The 24,786-nt window shown below is 69.0% G+C and carries 20 protein-coding genes and 2 pseudogenes; 10 read left to right on the forward strand and 12 right to left on the reverse strand.

The features are described from left to right. The first annotated feature begins 63 nt into the window (after positions 1 to 63). From JCR33_RS07150 to JCR33_RS07160, 3 genes are all read left to right on the forward strand, one after another. Entirely contained in the window at positions 64 to 1,650 is a 1,587-nt protein-coding gene (locus JCR33_RS07150) for a phospholipase D-like domain-containing protein (RefSeq protein WP_198881355.1), read from the forward strand. Between the two features lie 120 nt (positions 1,651 to 1,770). Then, on the forward strand, positions 1,771 to 2,619 hold the full coding sequence (locus JCR33_RS07155) for a fumarylacetoacetate hydrolase family protein (protein ID WP_198881356.1): 849 nt from the start codon (positions 1,771 to 1,773) through the stop codon (positions 2,617 to 2,619). A gap of 126 nt (positions 2,620 to 2,745) precedes the next feature. Beyond that, on the forward strand, positions 2,746 to 3,222 hold the full coding sequence (locus JCR33_RS07160) for a DUF992 domain-containing protein (RefSeq protein ID WP_198881357.1): 477 nt from the start codon (positions 2,746 to 2,748) through the stop codon (positions 3,220 to 3,222). A 154-nt stretch (positions 3,223 to 3,376) separates the two neighbouring features. On the opposite strand, the gene JCR33_RS07165 is transcribed toward JCR33_RS07160, so the two are convergent. Continuing rightward, a complete protein-coding gene (locus tag JCR33_RS07165) occupies positions 3,377 to 5,989 on the reverse strand; it encodes an SH3 domain-containing protein (protein WP_211110132.1) in 2,613 nt (870 codons plus the stop codon). Between the two features lie 365 nt (positions 5,990 to 6,354). Here JCR33_RS07165 and JCR33_RS25620 point away from each other — a divergent pair, with 365 nt between their 5' ends. Both JCR33_RS25620 and JCR33_RS07175 read left to right on the forward strand, forming a co-directional pair. Beyond that, positions 6,355 to 6,630 carry a recombinase family protein gene (locus tag JCR33_RS25620; RefSeq protein WP_408628752.1) on the forward strand — a complete coding sequence of 92 codons (276 nt, stop codon included), beginning with the start codon at positions 6,355 to 6,357 and terminating at the stop codon, positions 6,628 to 6,630. A gap of 500 nt (positions 6,631 to 7,130) precedes the next feature. Further along, positions 7,131 to 7,589, forward strand: a complete 459-nt coding sequence (locus tag JCR33_RS07175; RefSeq protein ID WP_198881358.1) for a toxin-activating lysine-acyltransferase — start codon at positions 7,131 to 7,133, stop codon at positions 7,587 to 7,589. Between the two features lie 240 nt (positions 7,590 to 7,829). On the opposite strand, the pseudogene JCR33_RS07180 reads toward JCR33_RS07175, so the two are convergent. The 5 genes and pseudogenes from JCR33_RS07180 to JCR33_RS25255 all read right to left on the reverse strand — a co-directional run. Next, a pseudogene (locus tag JCR33_RS07180) lies at positions 7,830 to 8,052 on the reverse strand (transposase); the annotation flags it as partial. 127 nt (positions 8,053 to 8,179) lie between these two features. After that, a complete protein-coding gene (locus tag JCR33_RS07185) occupies positions 8,180 to 8,323 on the reverse strand; it encodes a hypothetical protein (protein WP_198881360.1) in 144 nt (47 codons plus the stop codon). Between the two features lie 9 nt (positions 8,324 to 8,332). Next, positions 8,333 to 8,605: a transposase gene (locus JCR33_RS07190; protein WP_198881522.1), complete on the reverse strand. Its 273-nt coding sequence runs from the start codon at positions 8,603 to 8,605 to the stop codon at positions 8,333 to 8,335. Next, positions 8,544 to 8,741: pseudogene (locus JCR33_RS25625) on the reverse strand (IS5/IS1182 family transposase); the annotation flags it as partial. The pseudogene JCR33_RS25625 and the gene JCR33_RS07190, both read right to left, overlap by 62 nt. 12 nt (positions 8,742 to 8,753) lie before the next feature. After that, positions 8,754 to 8,885 (reverse strand): transposase, encoded by a 132-nt coding sequence (locus JCR33_RS25255; RefSeq protein ID WP_198881361.1) that lies wholly within the window; start codon positions 8,883 to 8,885, stop codon positions 8,754 to 8,756. A 224-nt stretch (positions 8,886 to 9,109) separates the two neighbouring features. Here JCR33_RS25255 and JCR33_RS07205 point away from each other — a divergent pair, with 224 nt between their 5' ends. Then, a complete protein-coding gene (locus tag JCR33_RS07205; protein ID WP_198881362.1) occupies positions 9,110 to 14,467 on the forward strand; it encodes a calcium-binding protein in 5,358 nt (1,785 codons plus the stop codon). 93 nt (positions 14,468 to 14,560) lie between these two features. Here the strand turns inward: JCR33_RS07205 and JCR33_RS25260 are convergent, their stop codons facing one another. Next, the gene (locus JCR33_RS25260; RefSeq protein ID WP_198881363.1) at positions 14,561 to 15,793 is read right to left on the reverse strand and encodes a S8 family serine peptidase; all 1,233 of its coding nucleotides are present in this window, start codon (positions 15,791 to 15,793) and stop codon (positions 14,561 to 14,563) included. Between the two features lie 431 nt (positions 15,794 to 16,224). On the opposite strand from JCR33_RS25260, the gene JCR33_RS07215 reads away from it, so the two are divergent. The 3 genes from JCR33_RS07215 (at position 16,225) to JCR33_RS07225 (ending at position 17,799) form a co-directional block, all read left to right on the forward strand. Further along, on the forward strand, positions 16,225 to 16,839 hold the full coding sequence (locus tag JCR33_RS07215) for a hypothetical protein (RefSeq protein WP_198881364.1): 615 nt from the start codon (positions 16,225 to 16,227) through the stop codon (positions 16,837 to 16,839). Between the two features lie 111 nt (positions 16,840 to 16,950). Beyond that, positions 16,951 to 17,520, forward strand: coding sequence for an RNA polymerase sigma factor (locus JCR33_RS07220; protein ID WP_198881365.1), 570 nt, complete (start codon positions 16,951 to 16,953; stop codon positions 17,518 to 17,520). A 93-nt stretch (positions 17,521 to 17,613) separates the two neighbouring features. Further along, entirely contained in the window at positions 17,614 to 17,799 is a 186-nt protein-coding gene (locus JCR33_RS07225; RefSeq protein WP_198881366.1) for an IS66 family transposase zinc-finger binding domain-containing protein, read from the forward strand. A gap of 286 nt (positions 17,800 to 18,085) precedes the next feature. Here the strand turns inward: JCR33_RS07225 and JCR33_RS07230 are convergent, their stop codons facing one another. From JCR33_RS07230 to JCR33_RS07250, 5 genes are all read right to left on the reverse strand, one after another. Beyond that, positions 18,086 to 18,271 (reverse strand): transposase, encoded by a 186-nt coding sequence (locus JCR33_RS07230; RefSeq protein WP_332461142.1) that lies wholly within the window; start codon positions 18,269 to 18,271, stop codon positions 18,086 to 18,088. Between the two features lie 111 nt (positions 18,272 to 18,382). Continuing rightward, positions 18,383 to 18,886, reverse strand: a complete 504-nt coding sequence (locus JCR33_RS07235) for a sarcosine oxidase subunit gamma family protein (protein ID WP_198881368.1) — start codon at positions 18,884 to 18,886, stop codon at positions 18,383 to 18,385. After that, complete coding sequence (locus JCR33_RS07240; RefSeq protein WP_198881369.1) at positions 18,883 to 21,897, reverse strand: sarcosine oxidase subunit alpha family protein; 3,015 nt, start codon at positions 21,895 to 21,897, stop codon at positions 18,883 to 18,885. The genes JCR33_RS07235 and JCR33_RS07240 overlap by 4 nt, the downstream gene beginning before the upstream one ends. Then, positions 21,894 to 22,196 (reverse strand): sarcosine oxidase subunit delta, encoded by a 303-nt coding sequence (locus JCR33_RS07245; RefSeq protein ID WP_198881370.1) that lies wholly within the window; start codon positions 22,194 to 22,196, stop codon positions 21,894 to 21,896. The genes JCR33_RS07240 and JCR33_RS07245 overlap by 4 nt, the downstream gene beginning before the upstream one ends. A 108-nt stretch (positions 22,197 to 22,304) precedes the next feature. After that, positions 22,305 to 23,558 carry a sarcosine oxidase subunit beta family protein gene (locus JCR33_RS07250; RefSeq protein ID WP_198881371.1) on the reverse strand — a complete coding sequence of 418 codons (1,254 nt, stop codon included), beginning with the start codon at positions 23,556 to 23,558 and terminating at the stop codon, positions 22,305 to 22,307. 124 nt (positions 23,559 to 23,682) lie between these two features. Between JCR33_RS07250 and JCR33_RS07255 the strand changes: the two genes are divergently transcribed. Then, entirely contained in the window at positions 23,683 to 24,777 is a 1,095-nt protein-coding gene (locus JCR33_RS07255; RefSeq protein WP_198881372.1) for a GlxA family transcriptional regulator, read from the forward strand. Positions 24,778 to 24,786 lie beyond the last annotated feature (9 nt).

The following is a 24,786-nucleotide window of genomic DNA, read 5'->3' on the forward strand; positions in this document are numbered from 1 at the left end:
CCGGCGCGCTACCTGTCGGAGCGGGGCGTCGCGGTGACGCCGCGAACCCGAACCACGACGGCGATGACACCTGCCACTCCCGGCTCCGATCCCGAGGCCACCGATCACACGATCATTCCGCTGATCCTCGCCTCCGCCGCCTATCCGCGCATGGAGAGGGTGGCGCTGTCGGCGGAGCGGTCGCTGCTCCTGTGCTTCCGCATCTTCCAGCCCTCGACGCGGCTGCGCAGCGAGGTCGCCCGCGGCCTCGGCCTCGAGACATGGGCCGATCTCCTCGGCTACGTCGCCCGCCGCGGCGTCGCCGTGCGCGTGTTCGTGGCCGACTTCGACCCGAAATTCGCCGGTGCCCTTCACGCCGGCACGGTGCGCACGGTGGAGGAGCTCGCCCCGATCGTCGCCGACACCGACGGGCGCCTCGCCGTCGCCCCCGCGCGCCATCCGGGCGAGCTCGGGGTGGCGCTGCGCGTCGCCTTCTGGCCGCTGGTGCGGCCCAAGTTGCGCAAACACGCCGGCGAGCGCGTGCGCTATTGGCCGCCGGCGCGGCTATGGCCGGCGACGCACCACATGAAGATGATCGTCGCCGATGCGCGCGAGGGGGTGATCGGCGGCCTCGACGTCGACGAGCGGCGCTACGACGATCCGCTGCACGACCGTCCCGCCGAGCGCACCTGGCACGACGTGAGCCTCTACGTGAAGGGTCCGGTGGTGGCCGAGGCTGACCGCTTCATGCGCTGGCTCTGGCAGGAGGAGGCCGGCCGCCGCGCCCGCGCCGGCAGGACGCGCGGGGAAGACGCCATCGCGGTGCCGACGCTGCCTCCGGCGGGTGATCCGCCGACGCCCCGCTTCGCCGCGCCGGAGCCCTACGAGGGTGCGCTGCCGCGCAACGTCGCCTTTCACGTGACCCAGTCGACGCGCTCGCGCTGGCCGGTGGCGCGCGGGCCGCGCACCGTCTCGCGCACCATCTACGAGCGCATGCTGTCGCTGATCGGCGAGGCGCGCTGGTTCCTCTATCTGGAGAACCAGTTTCTGCGCGACGTGGGCATCGCCGCGGCGATCGAGCACCGCATGCGCCGGGTGCCGGAGCTGCAGCTCATCGTCGTGGTGCCGGCGGCGCCCGACGTCGTCGCCTTCGAGCACGACCGGGGCGACGGTGCGCGCCACGGCGAATGGCTCCAGCTTCGCCGCCTCGGCGGGCTGCAGGACGAGTTCTCCCCCCGCGTCGGCATCTTCACCCTCGCCGGCGCCAAGCTCCCCGAGAGCGACGAGGCCGACCACTCGCGCGCCGCTATGGGCAGCCGCGGCATCGTCTACGTCCACTCCAAGGTGACGATCGTCGACGATCGGCTGGCGATGGTGGCGAGCGCCAATCTCAACGGCCGATCGCTGCGGATGGACACCGAGACCGGCATTTCCTGGGAGGGGGCGGAGCACGTCGGCCGCTTCCGCGGTGCGCTGTGGCGTCATCATCTCGGCGACCACCACGCGGCCGACGGGCGGGACGTCCTGACGCCGTGGCGCTGCGCAGCGGCGGCGAATGCCTCGAGCGCGCCCGGGCCGAGCGGGCCGGGCCGCTTCGTGATGTGGTGGAACCGGCGCGACACCGCCGACTTCGCCCGCTGCCGCCCCTATATGCCGGGCTGGTACGTCTGATGCGCGGCAACGGGGATGTCGCGCCGCCCTGAGTTTCGCTATGACGGCGGCGGGACCCGTGCGCCGCCGCAGGGCGCCCGGCCGGCGCCGCTCGGCGCCATCACGAACGGAAGGTCATCCATGCAATTCATCAGCTTCGTCCGCCGCGGGGAGTGCGGCTTTGGTGCGCTCGTCGACGGTGGGGTGGTCAACCTCACCGGCCGTCTCGCCCCGGGTGTCGACACGCTGAAGGCGGCGATCGCCGCCGATCTCCTCGGGGCCGCCGCGGACTACGTGGCCGGCCGCAAGGCCGAGCATGCCCTTGCCGAGCTGACGCTTCTGCCGGTCATTCCCGACCCCGCGAAGATCCTGTGCGTCGGCGTGAACTACGAGATGCACCGGGAGGAGACGAAGCGGGCGAAGGTCGCTCATCCGACCCTCTTCACCCGCTTCGCCGACACGCTGGTCGCCCACGGCGACGTGATGGTGAAGCCGGCGGCGTCCGACTGCCTCGACTTCGAGGGCGAGCTGGCGGTGATCATCGGGCGTGGCGGCCGCAACATCGCCGAGGCCGACGCGATGGACCACGTCGCCGGCTACGCTCCGTTCAACGACGGCTCGGTGCGCGACTTCCAGCGCCATACGTCGCAGTTCGTGCCGGGCAAGAACTTCCCGCGCACCGGGGCCTTCGGCCCGGCGCTGGTGACGCCCGACGAGATCGGCGACGTGTCGGCCCTGCCGATCTCCACCGTGCTCAACGGCGAGGTGGTGCAGCAGGCCTCGCTGTCCGACCTGATCTTCTCGATCCCGCGGGTGATCTCCTACATCACCTCCTTCACCACGCTGCAGCCGGGCGACGTCATCGCCACCGGTACGCCGGGTGGCGTCGGCGAGCGCCGCGATCCGCCGCTGTGGATGAAGTGCGGCGACGTCGTCGAGGTGCGAATTGGCAAGGCGGGCACGCTGGTGAACCGCATTGTCGCAGAGTGAGTGAGCGCGCGACGTGGGTCTTTCCGTCGCCGTGGGCGAACTTATCTTTCGCGCGGTACGTTGTGGCGATAGCTGCAACGATCACAACGGCATCCTAAGGCGATGCCAGAACAGAGGACGATACCGATGCTTCGCACATTGATGGCCGCTTCCATCGCCGTCGGAACGCTCGCGGCCGCGCCCGCCGCCAAGGCGGACATGGGAGTGCAGGTTGGCCGGCTGAAATGCCACGTCGACGGTGGGATCGGCCTCATCCTTGGCTCGCGCAAGGCGCTCGAGTGCAAGTACGAGGGGATCAAGGGGCTGACGGAAACCTACGACGGCACGATCACCAAGCTCGGGATCGATGTCGGCGAGACCACCGGCGGCGACCTCGTATGGGGCGTGTTCGCGCCCACCTCCGAGCCGAAGGCCGGCGCGCTCGAGGGTCGCTACTACGGCGTCTCCGCCCAGGCGACCGCCGGGGTCGGTGCCGGCGCCAACGTGCTGCTCGGCGGGTTCGACAAGTCGATCACCCTCCAGCCCCTGTCGCTCGAGGGGCAGACCGGCGCGAACATTGCGGCGGGCGTCTCGGAGATGCGGCTCGAGGTTGCCGCGCAGTAATCCGGCGATCCCGTCGGGAGAGATCGGAACCCTCCCGACGGGAACGGACCGAAACGAAAGCGCCGGTGGCGGGGCCACCGGCGCTTTTTTCGTATCCGCGGTGCTGGGAGGGTGCACCGGCCGGCCCTGATCGAACCGGTCGGTGCGTGCTCAGCTACCGGCGACGGAAGCCGCCGCCACCACCGTGGAAACCGCCGCCGCCGCGGAAGCCGCCACCGCCGCCGAACTCGCGGCCGCCGCCACCGAATGCGCGGCCACCGCCTTCGAAGCCGCCACCTCCGAAGCCGCCACGGTCGCGCATGATGCGCTGATTGCCGAGCTCACGCGCGCGCCGGTCCTGGTCGAGGTGCTGGGGGGCGCGGTTGGCGACGCGATCGCCGCCCGGACGCGCCGGGCCGGTGCCCCGGTCGGCCGGACGGCCGCCGTCGGGACGGGCCGGGCCGGGGCCGCGGTTGGGTGCGAGGTTGCCGGCACCGCCGCTGCCGCCGACGACCGGACCGGGTCCGCGGTCGGCCGCCGGGCGATTGCGGTCGCCGCCGCCGATGGGTCCATCGCCCGGACCGCGCAGGTCGCCCGGATCGGGGCGGTCGACGTTGTTCCATCCATCGCGGCCGAACTTCTGCCAGCCGTCGCCGGTGTTGCGGTAGACGTTGCCGTCGCGCCCGGCATAGACGTTGCCGCGCCGGCCTTCGCCGACGAAGCCCTGGTCGCCGCTGCCCCGGCTCCAGTGCACGCCGCGGCCGCCGGCGTCGTTGCTGCCGCCGCTGATGCGCGCCCAGTCCGAGCCGCGCCGCACGCCCGCCGTGCCCCACGAGCCGTAGACGTTGTGCCCGCCGCGGGCGACGGCGCCGGTGCCGGTGCGCGGGTTGTAGGCGGCGACGAAGCCGCGCTCGCCGCCCGGTCCCCAGGCCGCGCCGCCGCGGATGTAGGTGCCGGTGCGGGGGTTGTAGGCCGCCCCGCCGGCGAGACCGCGATAGGGGCCGTAGGCGTAGCCGTAGCGCCCGTAGACGCCGCGCACGGGGTTATAGTAGGCGCCGAGCCCGTAGGTGATCGGGCGAGGGTAGTAGCCCGGCCAGCGATAGGGGCCGTAGGGAGCGCCCCAATAGGGCGGATAGTACCAGCCGGTGCCGTAGACGAAGGTGTTCCAGGCGAGCAGGCCGCCGAGATAGCCCATCGTGTAGCCGAACCAGACGGCGCCGGGCTCGGTGTCGTAAACCCGCACATAGGTGGTGTTGTAGACCGGCGAGGAGGGCGGGATCGTGTAGATCGCGTCGGGCACGGAGGTCGCGACCTCGAACGGGCCGGTCGGCGTGTCGCCCACGAACCAGACGCCGTTCTGGAGGACGTAGTAGTGCCCGTCGACCTCGATCACGTCGACATTGGTGTTCGTGGCGTAGGACATCGAGGTGCCCTCGATGGGCTCGAACTTCGGGTCGCCGCCGTAGGTGACGTCCGGCTTCACCGATCCGACCTCGACGCGCGCCGTGTGCGGGATCGACGCCTTGAGCCGCGCCTCCTCGCTCTCCGACGTGCCGGGCACCGAGTAGCGCACGCTGTAGTAGGGCACGTCGCTCGGGATGTGGCGGAAGTCGGCGGGCAGGTTCGGCGTCGCGAACGTCCAGGGGCCGTCGAGGGAGGCGGCCGAGAACCAGCGGCCCGACAGGAGCGCGTACCAGGTGTTGTTGGCCGTATCGAAGAACACGTCGCTCTCGGTGTTGGAGATCCACTCCAGAGCGGTGTCGGGCACGGCCTCCTTCTTCGGGTCACCCTGGAAGACGATCAGCTCGGCGGGCTTGTCGGAGTAGAACACCTTGGGTGCGCCGTTCTCGAAGGGCTTCGCCGGCACGGCGGCCTTGGCATCCTTCCAGTTGTCGCTGTCGGGCAGCTTGGAGAAGACGTCGGGCAAGGTGTCGACGGCGCTCCAGTCCCCGTCGAGGGCGCTCGCGGACAGCCACGAGCTGTCGTCGCGCAGATAGTAGGTCTTGTCGCCGGTGGTCTGGAAGATGTCCCAGTTGGTGTTGATCACGAACTGGAGGTCGTCGACATTTTCCACCGGACCCATCGTGACCGGACCGTTGGTCTGGACGAGGAGCGCCGGGGTGGTGGAGTGGAAGATCGGCGGCGGGGCGGTGTTGAGACCCTTGACGTCGGTCATCCGCTTTTGCTCGGCGAGGCTCGCGGTGATGCGCTCTTCGGAGATCGTGATCGGTCCCGTCGGCAGCAGCTTGCCCACCGCCACCTGCAGCTTGGAGAGGTCGTCGCGTCCGAGGGAGGAGAAGTTCACCTCCGTGACGGTGATGTTGCTGATCACCACCTGGTTATTTTCCGAATCGGCCTGGGTGTCGCCGCGGAAGCCGATCACCCCGAAGACGGGGTTCTTGAGGTCGCCCGTGGCGTATTCCACGGCGGTGAGGGCCTCGATGGTCTTGAAGTCGTCCCAGGCGGTGATCTGCGGCTGATAGAGCACGATCTTGCCGCCGCCGTCGGTGTCGAAGGCGCGGGGCCAGCCGTTGGGATCGTCGCTCTCTTTCAGATACTGGCCGCTCACGAAGCCGTTCTGATTGTTGTAGGTCACCGAGCACCAGGTGCCGGCCTCGTTGCAGTTGCCGAGGTCGACGTCGGAGCCGTCCGGTATGGTGACGAGCACACTGTTGGAGGTTCCGGGCCCCGACCGCATGTTGACGTTGGCGGTCGTGGTCGCCGGCACCGCGAAGCCGGGCGACGTTCCCATGACGAGGGCGAGGAGTGTGGCGACGACTTTTCTCATTCTTGTCCTTCCTTGCCGGCGTTCACCGGCATCGCGAGCGGGCGACGAGCGGAGCGATGTAACCGGCCTCATCACCATGCCGGAAGGGCCCAGAGGGCGGAATGACCAAAACGTAACCCCCCTATGGCGCAATTGTGGCGGCGGCTAGATCGTGAACCCATGGTCACGGATTCCCATACCGGGATAAACGTGATTCATACTCCCGTTTGGTGGGCAGGCTTGCCGTGGCCCGGTACGATCGGAGCGATGTCGGCGGATCACGCATTTGGAGATTTGCATGCTGGTTGGCGACGCTCGCGTCTCTACCCAGGATCAGCAGCCTCGCGCTTCCGCTCGATGCGCTGACCGCTGTCGGCTGTGAAAAGGTGTTTCGGGAGAAAGCGTCCGGCGCACAGCGCGATCGGCCGCAGTTCGCGGCAGCCATCGACTACCTGCGCGATGGGAACACCCTCGTTGTCTGGAACCTCCACCGTCTGGCCCGGTCGATGAAGCAGCAGCTCATCGAGACTGTTGAGGGGCTGGAGGCGCAGGGATCGGCTTTCTCTCTCTCACCGAGGCGATCGACACCACGGCACCGGGCGGCAAGCTCGCGTTCCACATCCTCGGGGCCTGGCCGAGTTCGACCGCTCGATCATCCTTGAGCGGACGCGTGCCGGACTCGACGCTGCGAAGGCGCGCGGGCGGACCGGCGGGCGACCCAGGAAACTGACGAACGCTGATCTTAGAGTCGTAGGGACTATGCTGGCGGACGACGACTTCAACATGGACGAGGTCGCCAAGCGCATGGGGTCTCGCCAGCGACGCCCTATCGTTACGTCCCAGCCGCTTGGTCGACGATTACCCGCAAGGAGCCCCCCGTGATGGGTCAGGTCGACCTCTTTCCCTCGGGCCTGCACCTGTAGTGCATCGACCCAGCGAGCAACATGCGCCGTTTCTGTGCAATGTCCGTGGAGCGGCCTCTCTTTGACGGACGAATGGGTGCTCGTTCGCGAGCTGGGGCTAGTCCGGGCCGGGCAGCTTCGCCCAAATACCTATCCGTCGGCTGGAAAAGCACTTGATGCGCTCGCAATGCTGGCCCACCAGAAGAAGCGTCGAGGCTATGGGCCAACCATGAAGCTCCCGACGGCGCAAGGCTCTGACGATGGAAGAAGCGACGGATCGCAGGATCGGGGGAGACACCGCCGCGCAGACCGAAGCGGGGGCGGCGCAACACTATCGCGTGCTCGGCGAACTGGTGGAAATTGCGATGCATTCGCCGGTGCTGTCGCGCATGGAGCTGCGGCACATGGGCGAGGTGTTTCTGCGGCCTCTGGCGCTTGACCAACTTCGCCGCTGGCACCGCGGGGATAGAATCGTGGGCGTTGCCACGTGGGCGTGGCTGAACGATGAGACCGCTGCCGCGATGTTGCGCGATGGCGGCGTCGCACCGCACGCATGGCAGAGCGGTGACCAGCTCTGGTTCATCGACGTGATCGCCCCCTACGGCGATATGCGCGCGATCTCTCGCGACCTCCGCAACCACTTCCGCGGCTCCAAGGGCCACTCCGTGCGCTGGAATGACGATGGCACCGTCAAGAAGATCGGCCTCTTCCATATGTGAGGGATGCGGTCGCCATCCGCCTGCGCCCAGGGTGAAGGCTTTCCCGCGAACCCGTAGCTCCGAGCAATGACAACGCGCTGATGCTCGGTTCCTAGATGGCTTCGCACCGCTTCTAGAACGCGTTCAGGAAAAGTGGAGCCTTTTGCGCCCGTCGCACAGCGGTGCGCCTTGTCGTGGGGGCATCGAGCATCAGCGTCTCGGGCTCCTGCTCCTCGGCTGCAAACGCCTCGAAAACCGCCGTCCAGATGTCGCGCTCGGCCCATCGCTTGAAGCGATTGTATATGGTCGTCTTGGGCCCATAACATTCGGGCAGATCGCACCATCGTCCCCCCGACCTGAGGACGTGGGCGATCCCCGAGATGACCCGCTGATCGTCGACCCTCGACTTGCCTCTGACATCTGTCGGAAGGTGCGGCTCGATCCGCGCAAACTGTTCATTGGTCAGCCAACACGGCACTGTCATCGGAGCTCTTCCGCGCCGGAGGCGAAGTTCCGACATGGAATGGAAACAACTCGCTATTTGGTTTTGACCCTCGAGCGCGGGCAGTAAACGCAAGTTCATTGAACGTGCTCTTGGCTGTATGTGCAATTTAGCCTTCACCGCAGCCGGTGGCGACGTGGCGGAACTGCTTGAGACGGTTGACGAGCCGCTCGAAGAGATTGCGTTCGCGGTCGAGCCAGGCGTCGCAGGGGTGGCGCTTGGTGCGATCGGCGCGCCGCGGGATCACCGCCATGGCCCCTTGCTAGGCCAGCGCCAAGCGGAAGTGGTTGGCGTCGTAGGCGCGGTCGGCGATGACGTGCTCCAGCCGAAGCCCGGCGACGAGCTCGCCCGCGAACAGCACGTCGCCGCGATGGCTGGGCGAAATGATGACGCGCACCGGCAGGCCGAGCGCATCGACGGCAACGTGCAGCTTTGAGCTCAGGCCGCCGCGCGAACGGCCCAGCCCGCCGACCTCAGGCCCCCCTTTTCGTACCGGGCGCCAGCGGCTTGGGGATGAGCCTTGATAGTGCTGGATCGACCGAGATCCACTCGAGGGCCGCCATCGCGGCCAGCGCCTCTAGGATACGCTTCAGGACGCCGCCCTGAACCCAACGGCAATAGCGGCTTTTGATCGTCGAGACCTTGCCGTAGCGCTCGGGCAGGTCTCGCCACCGTGCGCCGGATCACGCCATCCAGATGACGGCGTTCAGGAAGGTGCGGTCGTCGCTGCGCGGGCCACGTTCGTCGCGGCGACCGCCCCGGATCAACGGCTCGATCCGAGTCCACTGCTCATTCGTAAGGTCATCGCGAGTCATGGCCAACCTCCGCAAAGATCAGTCTTGAATCACGCGACCCGCACCGAGGGAATCCCCCGGATGATCAGATTGCACTTACAGCCTAGAATCGTTGGATTCTATTTTAGCGTGACCTCATTCCTCACGCAGCATCAAAAAAATTGAACCTTTTGGCCGCCGGTCCGACCCACGTGTATCCGCTGCTCGCCGCGAGCTCGGACCTCGGGACACGACGGAGAGATTTCATGGGACGCGCAGTCAAATTCTTCAAGAAAGTCGGGGACTTCTTCGAGAACCAGTTCAATCCGATCCAGCACGGTGACAGCGGCGACAACACGATGAACGGGCGAAACCTCGCCTACAACAAGCTGTACGGAAAGGAGGGGGATGACACGCTGAAGGCCTTCGGCGCGAGAAACGTCCTCTACGGCGGTGACGGTGACGACTATCTGCGCGCGGTCGGCGCCTCCAACCTCCTCGACGGGGGCGAGGGCAACGACCGGATTCTCGGCCTCGGCCTCCACAACAGGATGCGCGGTGAGGAGGGCAATGACAGCCTCGACGGCATCGGCGCCTACAACGACATGGACGGCGGCATCGGCGACGACGTGCTGCGGGGCCTCGGCGCCTACAACAGGATGAAGGCCGGCGACGGCGCGGACCAGCTCGTCGGCGTCGGCGCTTACAACGCCATGGATGGTGGCGCGGGGAACGATCATCTCATCGGCGTCGGCGCCTATAACCGCATGAACGGCGGCGATGGCGACGACCAGATCGAGGCGATCGGCGCGGCCAACAGGGTCGACGGCGGGAAGGGCAGCGACCGCATCATCGGCATCGGCGGGGTCAACCTCCTCGCCGGCGGCGCGGGTGCGGACACGATCATCGGCGTCGGCGGCGTCAACACGGTCGATGGCGGATCGGACGACGACGTCCTCGTCGCCGTCGGCGGCGTCAACGTCATGGACGGAGGCGCGGGCGACGACATCATGATCGCCGCGGGCGTCGCCTCGAAGATGAAGGGCGGCGCGGGCGAGGACCTGATGGTCGCCGTAAGCATCGAGAACTGGCAGGAAGGCGGCGACGGCGACGACAGGATGTTCGCCCTCGGCGGCGCCAATCAGCAGTTCGGCGGCGCCGGCGACGACACTATCGTTGGCATCGGCGGTGGCAACGTCCAGTTCGGCGGCTCGGGCGACGACATGTTGTTCGGCCTCGCGACTGCTGTGAACCTCCAGTACGGCGACGATGGCGACGACATCATGGTCGCGCTCGGCAACCTCAATGTGCAGATCGGCGGCTCCGGCGACGACATCGCCTTCGGCCTCGGCTCCTATAATGTGCAGCTCGGCGGCTCTGGCGCGGACATCCTCGTCGCGCTCGGGAGCCTCAACCTCCAGCATGGCGGCTCCGGCGACGACGTCCTCGTCGGCCTCGGCAGCCTCAACGTGCAGGTCGGCTCGAACGGGCACGATATCCTGATCGGCGCGGGCAACGGCAACATCCAGTTCGGCGGCACGCTCGTCGCCGATCTTCCGAACGACGTGGCGATCGCAGGGCTCGAGGTCCAGCTCCCCGGCGACGAGGTGATGGACCTTTACAACGAGCACGTCGGCACGATTTCGCCGGACACCGACCAGAACATTCTGGTCGCCGGCGGACAGTTCAACCTCCAGGTCGGCGGGTCGGGCACCGACATTGCCGTCGGCGTCGGCAAAGGCAACCTCCAGCTCCTCGGCGCGGGCGACGACATCGCCGTGTCGGGCGGCAAGGCCAACCTCCAGCTTGGCATGGAGGGTGAGGATTTCATGCTGACGCTGCAGGCCAACAAGGGCCTCGGCGGAACCATGCAGTCCGGCGGCGAAGGCGATGACCTGATGGTCGCCTACCTTCAGCGCATGAAGGACGGTGCACCGATCGGCGTCCAGTTCGGCGACAGCGGCAACGACGTCATGGCCATGCTCTCGTCCGACTTCCGCTACGACGAGCTGACGGACTACGGCAAACTCGGAACGGCGGCGAAGGCCCTCTTCATCGACGGGTCGACCATCCAGTTCGGCGGCGACGGCGAGGACACCATCATCTCGATGGTCGCCGACTTTGCCGTGCGCAGCGGCGGCGCCGGCGACGACCTCTTCCTCAACCTCGGCGAAGGCGGCTTCGGCATCGGCGGGGACGGCGACGACTTCATGGTGAGCGGCGTGGTCCCGTCATCGCTCTACGACGGCGGCAGCGGTGTCGACGTGATGCTCGACTTCGCGTCCTTCATGCGCATCGAGTTCGGCTTCTACGGTCTCGTGGCGGACTTCTTCGACGCCGTGGTCGCCGAGCTCGTGGGCGAGGTCAACGAGCCGGCCGGCCGGCTCGGCGCGATCGGTGACGCGATGGGCGGGATCACCGACACGGTCACCTCCCTTATCCCCGGCATCGACGACATCGCGGGTCTTGCGACCGAGTTCCTGACCACCTTCGACCTCCCGGCCGGCAACACCTTCCTGGGCGGCGACGACGACGACGTGTTCGGCATCGCGAGCGATCTCACCACCGCGATCGGCGGCGCGGGCGACGATACCTTCATTGTCCACCTCGACGCCGTCTCCGAGACGACGATCACCGACATCGACGTGCATGACGGCGTGAGCCCCGAGATCGTGAAGAACGCGCTCGACCTCCTCGACGGCCTGGAGGGCGGCCAGTCGCAGGACTCCGCCTCGTCCGGTGGGCGTGACGTGGTCGAGCTGCGCGGTGACGACGAGCTTTCCGTCGAGGATCTGGAATTCCAACGCGACGGCGCGAACCTCATCGTGACAGTGAACACGTCCCTCCCGGAAGCGGAGCTTGCGGGCACCGGCCCCGCGCCGGTCATCGAGACCGGCCGGCAGGTCAGCGTCATCACGTTCGAGGGCATGGACCTTTCGGCGACGGACGCGGACGGCCGTGCGGAAGTCCTGCGCATCGTCGGCCAGACAACGATCGAGATCGACCTTGCGGCCGCGTTCGACGCCGGGCTTTTCGACGGCGCCGAAGAGGAGGCGATCAGCTTCGATGCGGCGACGCTCGCGCCCTTCATCACCGCGGGCTCTGCCGACACCCGCGTTGCGGACGGCACCCTTCTGGGCGACTTCGTGTCGGAGAAGACCGAGGCGCTGCGCGATGTCTTCGACGATCTCGCCGGCCGGTTCGTGGACTTCGCGCACGACGTCGCCGATGCGGCCGAGGACATTGCCGAGGTCGTCCTGCCCGACCAGCCTGACGTCGATGAATCCGGGGCTGAGTTATCTGACGAAGAGAAAGAGCACGTCGACGAGCACTCCGATCCGGCCGGGCCGGGCGATGGCGGCGGCTCGGCGAGCACCATCGCCCTGGAGGACCGCGGCGACGTGGCGCTCGCCGCGGTCAACACCATCGATATCCTCGAGGCTGAGCTCACCAAGACGCTGGCGCTCACGAACGGCAACAGCCTCGTCCTTTATGGCGCAGAGGGTCACGACGGCGCAAAAACCATCAACGGGCAGATGCTGGACGCGATGGGCCAGAAGATCGGCGAGGAGAAGGTGTTCGTCACCGAGGACGTCGATCTCCTCAAGTGGGACGCCGTAGCGCTCGGCAACAACGAGTTTTCGATCCTCACCGACCGCGACGAGATGAGCGAGAAGGCGTTCGTGATCACCGTCAGCGGCGAGGTCTACAACCAGGCGGATCCGAAGAAGGGCACCAACTTCTACGACGAAGGCGCGCGAGCCGTGCTCGACAACGGCAATTATGTCGAGGTCACGCGTGGCGACTACGAGGTTGGCAGCACGGGCACCGTCACCGTCACGCTGCGCGACGCCGACGGCGACAAGATCGAGCGGGAGAAGATCGGCGACAGCAGCGACAGGAACTTCCAGTCGGCCGTGGTCGGCCTCGTCGGGGGCGGCTTCGCGGTCGCCTACAACGAAGAGGACAGCAAGGACAACGACATCCGGCTGCACATCTTCGACGAGAACGGCCATGAGACGAAGGCCGGATTCCTGCCGGCAATCAACGTCGGCGACACGAACGCGCACAGCGAGCCGGCACTCGCCGCGCTCGGCGACGGCTCCTTCGTGCTCATCTACAACAAGGACGAGGGGACCGACCAGATCCGCGGCATCCGGATCGGCGCCGACGGCCGGAAGATCGGCGCCGATTTCGTCGTCGCCGACGCGCAAAGTGCCCACACTTCGGCGACGACGCTGGAGGACGGCCGCGTCTCGATCTCCTTCGTCAAGACGGGCGGCGAGGTGGTGAACACCGTTCTGACCTTCGAGCTCGACTTCGACGGCACCGCCGAAAGCGATGTCTTCCGGGGCAGCGTCGGCGACGATGTTGCCGAGGGTGGCGCCGGCGACGACGGCCTATTCGGCTCGGCCGGCGACGACGCCCTCTTCGGTGGCGAGGGCGAGGACTACATCGACGGCGGCGCCGGCGCGGACACGCTGAATGGCGGCGCTGGCGACGACGTCCTCGACGGCGGTGCGGGCGACGACGTGATGACCGGCGGGGCCGGCGCGGACATCTTCGCCATTGCCGAGGATACGAGCTTCGACTTCGGCAACGACGTCATCATCGACTTCGAGGCCGGTACCGACCTCATCGACCTTCTCCAGGTCGACGGCATCTCCTCGATCGACGACCTCGGGATCGAGCAGGTCGGCGCCGACACGGTGCTCACGGTCGGTAACGCGACGACGGCCGTCGCCGAGGGCGAGGAGAGCGGGGAGGCCGAGCGGACCAACACCATCACGCTGAAGGGGGTGGATGCGGCGGACCTCGACGACGCGAGCTTCGCCCATGCCGGCAACACCGTCGGCGAGCGTGGCACGTTGGAGCTGAGCACCACCTTGAGCACCGTCAACCTCCTCAAGACGTACGAGAACCCGGTCGTGGTCGCGTTCGTGAAGACCATGAACGACAAGTCCATGGTCGAGGCGCGCGTTTCCAACGTGACCGCCGACTCGTTCGACATCGCGCTTCAGGAGCCCGACGACTACGACGGCGAGCATGACGTGGAGACGGTGAGCTACATGGTGCTCGAGGCCGGGCGGCACGTGCTTTCCAACGGCTCGGTCATCGAGGCCGGCACCATCGACACCGACGCCCATTACCACACCCGCCAGAAGGGCGAGTTCGCAAGCGTCGAATTCGACGGCGATCTGTCCGGTGCAGACACGCGGGTCTTCGCGTCAGTCAACAGCCAGAACGGCAACGACTTCGTCACCACGCGCATGACCAACGTGACGGCGGAGGGTTTCGAGATCGCAATGGCCGAGCAGGAGGCCAACACCGACGGCCACAAGGTCGAGACGATCGGCTACATCGCCTTCCAGGACGGCGATTTCGGCGACTTCGTGACCGGTGGGCTGCGCCTCGACGAGGACCGGGAGGAGCTCGATGCCCCGATCGACTTTGCCCAGATCAACGGCATGGGCGGCTCGGACACCGCCAACGTCCGCCAGGACCTGGAGGACCGCGAGATCTTCGTCCAGGAAGAGAAGTCCCACGACAGCGGGACGAACCACCCCTACGACGACGTCGCGTTCATCAACTTCCACCAGGACGACGGGCTGTTCCTGGTCTGACGATGGGCCCCGCGGCCGAGGTGCGGCGCATGCCCCGGTCCGGGCGGCGCCGCGCCTTCACGCTGCGGGATCGCTCGCCCGGCGCCGCGCCCCTCAGTGGCAGACGGCGCCGGCGAGCGGGATGCCGAAGCCGTACACCTCGTCGCGCCCCGCCTTACCAAGGTCCCTCGCGGCACGGCCATAGTCCGCCACGATCTCTTCGGCATCGAGCGAACTGTTGATCCTCTGGTCGGCCGCGAGCAGCGCCGTCACGAACGGGGCCGCGACAGACGTGCCGCTCGCAAAGCTCGGCCGATCCCCGCGCGGCACCACCACGTCGACACCGGGCGCTGCGAAATCGATGTGGGGCCCGGTCACGGCAAGGTCGTAGATATCGGCATCCGCGTCGACCGCCGTCACCGCGATGACCTCGTCGAAGGCGGCGGGAAAGCGGGGGTTGGCGGCGGGGCCGTCGTTGCCCGCAGCTGCAACGATGACGAGCCCGCGCGCCACCGCGCTCTGCACCCCGAGGTCGAGGATCTTGTTGTAGGGCCCCGCGAGGCTGACGTTGACGACGCGCGCCCCGCTGGCGGCCAGCCACTCGAACGCGCGCAAAAGATCATCAACCCCGGCCGCCCCCGCCATGGTCGGCGCGTCGCCCGCCACCACGGCGTTCAGGATGACGGGGTCGATCAGCCGGCCCTCACCGGCCAGCAGCAAGGCGAGCGCTGTGCCGTGGTCCGTTCCCGTCTGTGCGTCCGGGTCGCGGCGAAAATCGGCGGTCTCGATCTGCGCAGCGATCCCGCCCACCGCGGCAGGGTCGATCGCCGTATCGACGAGGCCGATGGTCGCATAGGCTCTGCAGCCGGAAGCCGGCCAGCCGATCATTTCGCCGGCGTATCTGAACCGCTCCAGCGCCCGCGCCGGCGGCTTGGGCACCGAATAGCCGTGGTTGACGCCCGCGGTCGCCGTATCGTCCAGCGCTTCGATTTCGGCGATCGCATCCGGTCCCGTTCGCCCCTCCGGAATGCGCAGGACCAGCATGGTCTGGCCGAGTGCTTCCAGCGCGTCCCGTCGCGAAACCTCGTAGCCAAGGGGGCGTGCGGCCGCGACCAGCGCATCTGCGGAGGCCGCATCCGGGATGAGGACGACGAGCTCGCTGGCATCGACCACGGTGCCGGCGTCCGCCACGATCCATTCGCGCGGAACGGGCCTGAGATCGTACCGATCGGGCGCGAGGTACACCTTGGCGAGCGAGGGAGGCAGGTCCGCACCCGCCGCGGGCACCGCCGCGCCGACGCATGTTGCGGAAATCGCGAAGAGCGTCAGCGTTCCTTGTCGCATCATCACAGCTCTCCTGCCGTCGAGGCAGCCATCTTGCGACGGACAGCACCGGTGCGCAACGCGTCAGGCATCTGCTTCTTGACGCTAAGGAGCCTGACGCAAAGGGGAGAATTGAACCACCCGGGGCTCGCACACGACCCATGCAGGACCCGTGGAAAGGACCGAGCATGGCGCAGACAAACAACCCGGCAGCGCGCGGCAAGCCGGGGATCGGCGCGCCGCCGCGCGATGTCGCTGACGCCGCGGGCGTCGTCCAAGCCGCCCTTCCCCATCACGCCACCCCTCCGGAGACCCTGCCGTGCGACACGCGGCGACACCGCGCAGCGTGGCAGGACCCATGCGCAATCGACGGACGGGACGGCCGCGCCGTGAAAAGAATTGAACCGCCGGGTCACGCATGCGACCCATTCCGGACCCGCGGAAGAGGACCGATCATGGCGCAGACGAACGACGCCGAGACGAACGGCAGGGACCCGCTCCAAGACCTCCACCGCGGACGCCTCACGCAGGACGAGGCCGAGCGCCTCACTCGCGCGATCGAGTCCGACCCCCGCCTTGAAGCCGAGTACCGGCTGGTCGCTGCGCTCGGGGAGACCGACGGTGCGCACAGCGCCTTCCCGGGCGAGCTCGGCTGGGCGCGGCTGCAACAGGCCTTGGCGCGCGAGACACCGCAGCGCAGCGGCGTGAACGTGTGGCAGCGCAGCGTGAGTGTGTGGCAGGCGGCTGCTTGTCTCCTCCTCGCCGTCGCGGGCTGGCAGCTTGCCGTGGCGCCGTATCTTGCGGGGCGCGGCGTGGCGCCGGGCTACGTCACCGCGACCGGCGAGACCGGACCTGCCCCGCACGGCCCAGCCTTGCGCGTCGCCTTCGTGCCGGAGGCGAGTGAAGCCGCGATCCGTACGCTCCTGCGCGAGAGCGGCGCAACCATCGTGGACGGTCCGACGGCGGTTGGCCTCTACACGCTCGCCTTCGAGGACGAGGAAGCACGCAAGGCCGCGCTGGACCGCCTCGTCGGCAACCCCACCGTGATCGACTTCGTCGAGGCACAATAGCCTGCCGCCGGAGAGCCAGAATCCGATGCTGCAATGACTGAAGAGCGACGCACTCCGGCACGATCCTCGGAAGACGACCGGCCTGCCCCGTCCGTCACCGGGCGCACCGCCATGGGACAAAGGGGTGGAGCTGCCGATCTCGACGCACTTCTGGCGCGCATCGCGGTGCGTGACAGGACGGCGATGCGCGCATTCTACGAAGCGGTCGGCCCCGACCTTCACCGCTTCATCCAGACGCGGCTGAACGATCCGCATGAGGCGGCCGACGTCCTGCAGGAGACCATGCTGGAGGTCTGGCGCCAGGCGCACGCCTTCGAGCGTCGTTCGGCGGTGCGCACCTGGGTGTTCTCGATCGCGCGCAACAAGGCGATCGACCGTGTGCGCAGGAGTGCCCCCACGGGGCCTGCGCCTGACGAGGAGATCGCCGACGCCGCGCCGGACCCCGAGGCCGCCATGGCGGCCCTGCAGGACGGAGACCGGCTACGAGAGTGCATCGGATCATTGAAGACCGTCCACCGCGCGGCAATCCAGCTCGCCTACTTCCGCGATCTTCCCTACGGTGAGATTGCGCAGATCGAGAACTGCTCCATCGGCACGGTGAAGACCCGCATCCACCACGCCAAACGCCTCCTCCTGCACTGCCTCTCCAAGAAGCCAAGCCGGCGCGGGGGCGGCGTATGATCCCGTCGCCGTTCCGGTGCGGATGGCGATGCCTCCGGCACCGGGACATTCGGCGAAAGGTGCGGGCGCCGGGATCACCTGGGCGGTGAGGTGGTGGTCGAGCCTGACGACGCGCCTTGCGCCTGCGGCTCGCATGATCACGTCAGGATCGGCAAGGACGTTTCGGAACGGCTCGACGTGTTGCCGGTGAAGTTCCAGGTGATCGTCACCTGCCGGCCGAAGGACGCCTGCAAGCGTGGCGGGACGGCATCGTCCAGATCGCTGCGGCGGCCCGCCTGATCGAGGCGGGGCCGCCGACCGAGGCGGTGCTCGCCCCACATCGCCGTCTCCAAATGCGCCGACTTCGGCACGCTCAAGCGGTGAAACGATGTCTGCGAACTTCGCACACGGCCCATTCTCGTTGACGACTGCGTGGCGCTTCGTCGTCAATCCTCCACGAGAAGGGCCGATGGCGTGATCCGGGCCCCCTTTTTTCCGCCTGAGGCGGGCTGGTGAGCCTTCACGATAGAGCTATCGATCAGCTGCAACGCGGCCGGTTCCCGAACCGCGAGGGCCTCGAAAATCGTCAGCCACCCCCGCGCTTCGCCCATCTGTTGTCGCGATTGTGGACCGCCGTCGACGGGCCGTAGCGCGGAGGCAGATCGCGCCAGGGCGAGCCCGTGCGCAGGATCCAGAAGATCCCGTTCAGAACGCGCCGGTCGTCGACGCGCTGCCGGCCTGGCGGCGCAGGCGGCAACAGCGGCTCGATGATGGATCACTCCACCTCGCTCAGATCGCAACGGGCCTCGGCAAGCCTCCCACCAGGCGGGAGTTTGGATCACGTTTATCCCGGTGCGGAAATCTGTGACCATGAGTCCCCAACCTAGATGCCGGCGGCGAGCTCGCGCTGGCCGGCGGCGAGAACGGCGCTGAGATGCGGCATATAGGAGCGCCAGGCCGACAGGGTGAACGCGTCCTCGGCCTCGCGCGTGATCACCACGCTGACGCCGTCGAACACCGTGCGAGCGCCTTCCCCGACGGGGATGGTGGCGAGGTTGCGCGGCATTGCCATCGCGAGCAGCGTCGCGGCGCCGGGGCCGGCGAGGTGCAGCACCATGTCGCGCCCGCAGATGCCGACGAGGCTGTGCGGCACGGCGAGGCCGGCGGCGGCCGCGCCGATCGCCTCGGCGTCCGCTTCGGGAGCGGTGAGGAGCCACTCGTCGGGGCCGAGGGCGAGGAGGGCGCGCCCGCCGGCCTCGGTGCGGGTGCCGATGACGAGGGGAAGGGGCACCGCGAGAGCCGCCGCCACCACGTTGGCGTCGGCCGGATCGACGCGCAGGCTGAAGCGGGCGAGCGGCGCGGGGACGGTGATCTCGGCGGTGCTCATTGGGTCATCCTCGTGCCGTCCGGGTCGTAGAAGAGGGGGCTGCACACGCGCACCGGGGCCGTCCCTTCCGCGAGCGAGGCGTGGAGCGTGTCGCCCTGCCGGCCGCGGCCCCCTTCCACCAGTGCCAGAGCGATGGTCCGCCCGAGCGTGGCGCTGCGGTAGCTCGAGGTGACGTGGCCGATCATGCGCATCGGCACCGGCTGGCTCGGGTCGGCGACGATCTGCGCCCCCTCCTCGAGCAGGAGATCGGGATCCTCGGTGAGGAGGCCCACGAGTTGGCGCCGCCAGGGGGTGACCATGTCGGGCCGCGACAGCGAGCGGCGGCCGACGAAGTCGGTCTTCTGCTTGCCGATCGCCCAGCCGAGACCGGCATCGTCCGGCGTCACGGTGCCGTCGGTGTCCTGGCCGACGATGATGAAGCCCTTTTCGGCGCGCAGGACGTGCATCGTCTCCGTGCCGTAGGGGGTGATGCCGTGCGGCGCGCCGGCGGCGAGGAGCGTGTCCCAGAGCTCCGCCGCCCGGCGCGGGTCGACGTTCACCTCGTAGCCGCGCTCGCCGGTGAAGCTCATGCGCATCAGCCGCGCCGCGATGCCGGCGACGCGGCAGGTGGCGGCGGACATGTGCGGGAAGGCGGCGAGGTCGATCCCTTCCACGAGCGGTGCGAGCACCTCGGCCGCCTTGGGGCCGTTGAGGGCGATGGTCGCCCACGCCTCGGTGGTGGAGGTGAGCCAGACCTTGAGGTGGGGCCACTCGGTCTGGAGGTAGTCCTCCATCATGGCGAGCACGCGCGGCGCGCCGCCGGTGGTGGTCGTCACGTGGTAGCGCGTGTCGTCGATGCGGGCGATCACCCCGTCGTCGCGGATGAAGCCGTCCTCGCCGAGGAGCACGCCGTAGCGGCAGCGCCCCACGGCGAGCTTCATGAAGGGGTTGGTGTACATCAGGTGGAGGAACTGAGCGGAGTCGGGTCCCACCACCTCGATCTTGCCGAGGGTCGAGGCGTCGAAGAGGCCGACCGCCTCGCGCGTGGCGCGGCACTCGCGGGCGACGGCCTCGTCCATGGTCTCGCCGCCCTGCGGGAAGTAGCGGGCGCGGCGCCACAGGGAGACCGGCTCGAACACGGCGCCCGCCGTCTCGGCCCACGGATCGATCGGGGTCTTGCGGGTGACTTCGAAGGTGGCGCCGGCGTGGTGGCCGGCGAGGGCGCCGAAGGTGGTGGGGGTGAAGGGCGGGCGGAAGGTGGTGAGGCCCACCGCCGGTGCGGGTGTCGCGAGGGCGTCGGCGGCGATCGACAGGGCGTTGATGTTGGAGAGCTTGCCCTGGTCGGTCGCCATCCCGTTGGTGGTGTAGCGCTTGACGTGCTCGATGGAGCGCATTCCCTCGCGCACGGCGAGGCGGATGTCCTTGTCGGTGACGTCGTTCTGATAGTCGACGAACGCCTTGCCGCGGCCCTTGGGGAGCTTGGGCGTCGGAACGCCGGTGCCGGGCGTGTCGTGATCCACGAAATGCTCCGAGGCGGTGGCGCTGAGGCCGATCGCGTCGGCGGCAGCGGCGCCGGCTGCGGTGCCCTCCGTGAGGGCCGGGCCGAGGCCCCAGGCCCCCGCCGCCGCCCCGGCGACGGTGCAGGCTTCCGGCGTCGTGCCCGGAAGGAAGGTCTCGCGCCCCGCGTCCCACACGAGACTGCCGCGGGTGTGGGAGAAGAGGTGCAGGGAGGGCGTCCAGCCGCCCGACATCAGCAGGCAGTCGGCCGGCAGCCGCTCGCCGGCGCCGCCGGAAAGCGGTGCGACGTCGACGGCGCAAAGGCGCAACCGCCCGTGTGTGGCGGTGATCGTGTGGGCGAGCCGCACCGCGATCGAGCGCGTGACCGCCGCGCTCTCGAGCGCCGCGCCGACCGTGGGACGGACGTCGATCAGGCTCACCTCGGCGCCGGCGTCGGCGAGGTCGAAGGCGGTGTGCCAGGCGCTGTCGTGGGCGGCGAGCACCGCCACCCGGCGCCCGACGAGCACGCCGAAGCGATGCAGCATGGTGGCGGCGGCGCCGGCGAGCATCACCCCCGGCCGGTCGTTCCCGGGAAACACCAGCGGGCGCTCGATGGCGCCCTGGGCGAGCACCACGCGCCGCGCCCGCACGCGCCAGAGCCGCTCGCGGGGCGCGCCTTCGGGCGGGGTGGCGAGGTGGTCGGTCACCCGCTCCGCGAGGCCCACCATGTTCTGGTGGAAATAGCCGATGGCCGTGGTGCGCGGGAGGACGACGGCGCCGAGGCGCTTCAGCTCGGCGAGGGTCGCGGCGAGGAAGTCCCACGCCGGCACACCGTCGATCTCGGCCGCCGGGGTGGAGAGGAGGGCGCCGCCCATCTCGGCATGCTCGTCGGCGATCATCACGCTGGCGCCGGCCCGGGCGGCCGTCAGGGCGGCGGCGAGCCCGGCCGGGCCGCCCCCCACCACCAGGAGGTCGCAGTGGTGGTAGCGGGCGCCATAGTGGTCGGCGTCGAGCTCGGTCGGCGCCCGGCCGAGGCCGGCGGCGGTGCGGATCGCGGGCTCGTAGATCCGCCGCCAGAAGGCGCGCGGCCACATGAAGGTCTTGTAGTAGAAGCCGGCGGCGATCAGCGGCGACAGGTGATCGTTGACGGCGCCCGCGTCGAAGCCGAGGGAGGGCCAGCGGTTCTGGCTCTCGGCGGCGAGGCCTTCGTAGATCTCCTGCATGGAGGCGCGCGTGTTGGGCTCGGCGCGGCCCGGACCGCGGCGCGTCATGACGAGGGCGTTGGGCTCCTCCGAGCCGGCCGACACCAGCCCGCGCGGCCGGTGATATTTGAACGAGCGCCCCATCAGGTGGATGCCGTGGGCGAGGAGGGCGGAGGCGAGGGTGTCGCCGGAAAGGCCGGTGACGGAGCGGCCGTCGAAGGTGACGTGCACGCGGCTCGCGTGATCCACCCGGCCGCGGCCGGCGAGGCGGAAGGCGCCGGCCGCGGCGCGGGCGAGGGGGGCGTCGGCCTCGGCGCGCGCCGGGGCGCTCATGCCTTCTCTCCCGCGAGGCTCGCGAGATCGGGCCGCGGCTCGCCGGCCTTGTAGGTGAGGAGGATGCGGTCGCTCACCGTGTCGCGCACGGCGTTGAAGAAGCGGCCGCAGCCGTGGCTGTGGCGCCAGCGCTCATAGTGTGGGCCCCGGGCGTTGGTGCGGACGAACAGGAAGTCGCGCCACGCCTCGTCGCCGACGGCGGAGGGATCGGCGGGACGCGCGATATGGGCTTCGCCGGCGTAGGTGAACTCGGCCTCCGGCAACGTCTTGTCGCAATAGGGGCAATGGATCAGAAGCATCGTGGCCTCCTGGAGCGCAGTCGGGCGAAGGACGGGCGGCTCGCCGGAACGGGCGGGCATACAGCGATCGGAAGCCGGCTCGATGAGCGTCGGGTCACGGCGGCGGCCTCAGTGGGCGACGGCGGCGGCGGCGGCCTCGTCGATCAGGCGGCCGGTGGTGAAGCGCTCGAGGGTGAAGGGGGCGTTGATCGGGTGCGGCTCGTCGCGCGCCACGGTGTGGGCGAGAACGTGGGCGGCGCCCGGCGTCGCCTTGAAGCCGCCGGTGCCCCAGCCGCAGTTGACGTAGAGCCCCTTGACGGGCGTCTTGCCAAGGATCGCCGAGCGGTCGGGCGTCACGTCGACGATGCCGCCCCACATGCGCAGCATCCGCATGCGGCTGAAGACCGGGAACATCTCCACGATGGCCGCGACGGTGTGCTCGATGAGGGCGAGGCCGCCGCGCTGGGAGTAGCTCGTATACTGGTCCGTGCCAGAGCCGATCACGAGCTCGCCCTTGTTGGACTGGCTGATGTAGGCGTGGACGGTGTTGGACATCACCACGCACGGGAAGCAGGGCTTCACCGGCTCCGACACCAGCGCCTGAAGGGGATAGCTCTCGAGCGGCAGCCGCACGTCGGCCGTCCCCATCACCACCGACGTGTTGCCGGCGGCGGACACGGCGACTTTCTTCGCCTTGATGAAGCCCTTCGCCGTATCGACGCCGACGACGGCGCCGTCGGGGCCGCGGCGGATCGCCGTCACCGGGCAGTTCTGGATGATGTCGACGCCGCGGGCGGACGCGGCGCGGGCATAGCCCCAGGCGACGGCGTCGTGGCGGGCGGTGCCGGCGCGCTCCTGCAGCGCCGCGCCCATCACCGGGTAGCGCGCGGTGGGGGAGATGTTGAGCGGCGGGCAGTAGGCCTTCGCCTCGGCGGCCGTCAGCCAGCGATTGTCGACGCCGTTGAGGCGGTTGGCGTGGATGTGGCGCTGGAAGCTCTGCACGTCGTGCACCGTGTGGGCGAGCATCAAGACGCCGCGGCGCGAGTACATGATGTTGTAGTTGAGCTCCTGCGCCAGCCCCTCCCAGAGGTCGACGGCGTGGTCGTAGAGGCGGGCGCTCTCGTCGTAGAGGTAGTTGGAGCGGATGATGGTGGTGTTGCGCCCGGTGTTGCCGCCGCCGAGCCATCCCTTGTCGATCACGGCCACCTTGGTGATGCCGTGCTCCTTGGCGAGATAGTAGGCGCAGCCGAGGCCGTGCCCGCCGGCGCCGACGATCACCACGTCATATTCGGCCTTCGGCTCGGCCGCCGGCCACTGGGGGCGCCAGTTCTCGTTGGCGCTGAGCGCGTTCTTCAGGAGCGAGAATGCGGAAAAGTGCGTCACAACGGCCTCCCATCGGAACGCGATCAGGGGAGAATATCGCGCCGGCGGCCGGTTGGCGCCTGAACTTTTCCGTCACCCCTGCATGACGATTGCGACACCGTCGGTGGCGTGGCAGATTTCTGCGATGCTCCCGCCCATATCGCCGCGCCTGTCGATCGCCTTCCTCCTGACGGAGCGCTTCACGCTGTGCGCCTTCGCGAACTTCGTGGACGTCCTGCGTCTCGCCGCCGACGAGGGGGACCGGTCGCGCCCGATCCGCTGCCGCTGGCGCGTCCTCTCGGCGACGATGGCGCCGGTGCGCTCCTCCTGCGGCGTGGCGGTGCAGCCGGACGCCCGCCTCGGCGACCCCGCCGCGTACGACTACGTCGTCGTGGTGGGCGGGCTGATCGGCGAGGACGAGGGGCTCGATCGCGAGAGCGTCGCCTTCCTGCGTCGCGCCGCGGCGGCGGGGGTGGCGCTCGTCGGGGTGTGCACGGGCGCCTTCGTGCTCCACCGGGCGGGGCTGATGCAGGGCTACCGCTGCTGCGTCTCGTGGTTTCACCGGGACGATTTCCTCGACGCCTTCGAGGGGCTGGAGCCGGTGTCGGACGAGATCTTCGTCGTCGATCGCGACCGCCTGACGTGCTCCGGCGGGGTGAGCTCGGCCCATCTCGCCGCCCACCTCGTCGCCCGCCACGTGGACCGGGCGGCGGCGAAGAAGAGCCTCAACATCATGATCATCGAGGAGGCGATGGCGGGGGAGCGGCCGCAACCGGGGCTGCCGCTGGAGCTGTCGACGCGCGATCCCTTGGTGCGGCGGGCGCTCGGGATGATCCACGAGAGCCTCGAGACGCCGCCGACGGTGGCGCGGCTCGCGGCGCGGCTCGGCGTCGGGCGGCGCAAGCTCGAGCGGCACTTTGCCGAGGCGCTGGGGCTTTCGCCGCAGAAGGCGGCACGGCTGATCCGTCTCGCCCGCGTCAAGCAGCGCCTGGCGACGTCGGACCGCAGCGTGACGGAGATCGCCGCGGAGACGGGCTTTTGCGACGTCTCCCACCTCGTGCGCGCCTTTCGGGCGGCAGAGGGGATGACCCCCGACGCCTGGCGCCGCGGCAACGATACCCGCGCGCCGACCGCGCGCGGCAACGATGATGGCGCGCCGACCGCGCGCGGCAACGACGATGACGCGCCGACCGGGCGCGGCAATGATGCTGGCGCGCCGGCCGAGCGCTCGGCCGCCTGAGGCCTGCTC

Origin of the sequence: Acuticoccus mangrovi (assembly GCF_016411865.1) — a bacterium.
GTDB classification, from domain to species: domain Bacteria; phylum Pseudomonadota; class Alphaproteobacteria; order Rhizobiales; family Amorphaceae; genus Acuticoccus; species Acuticoccus mangrovi.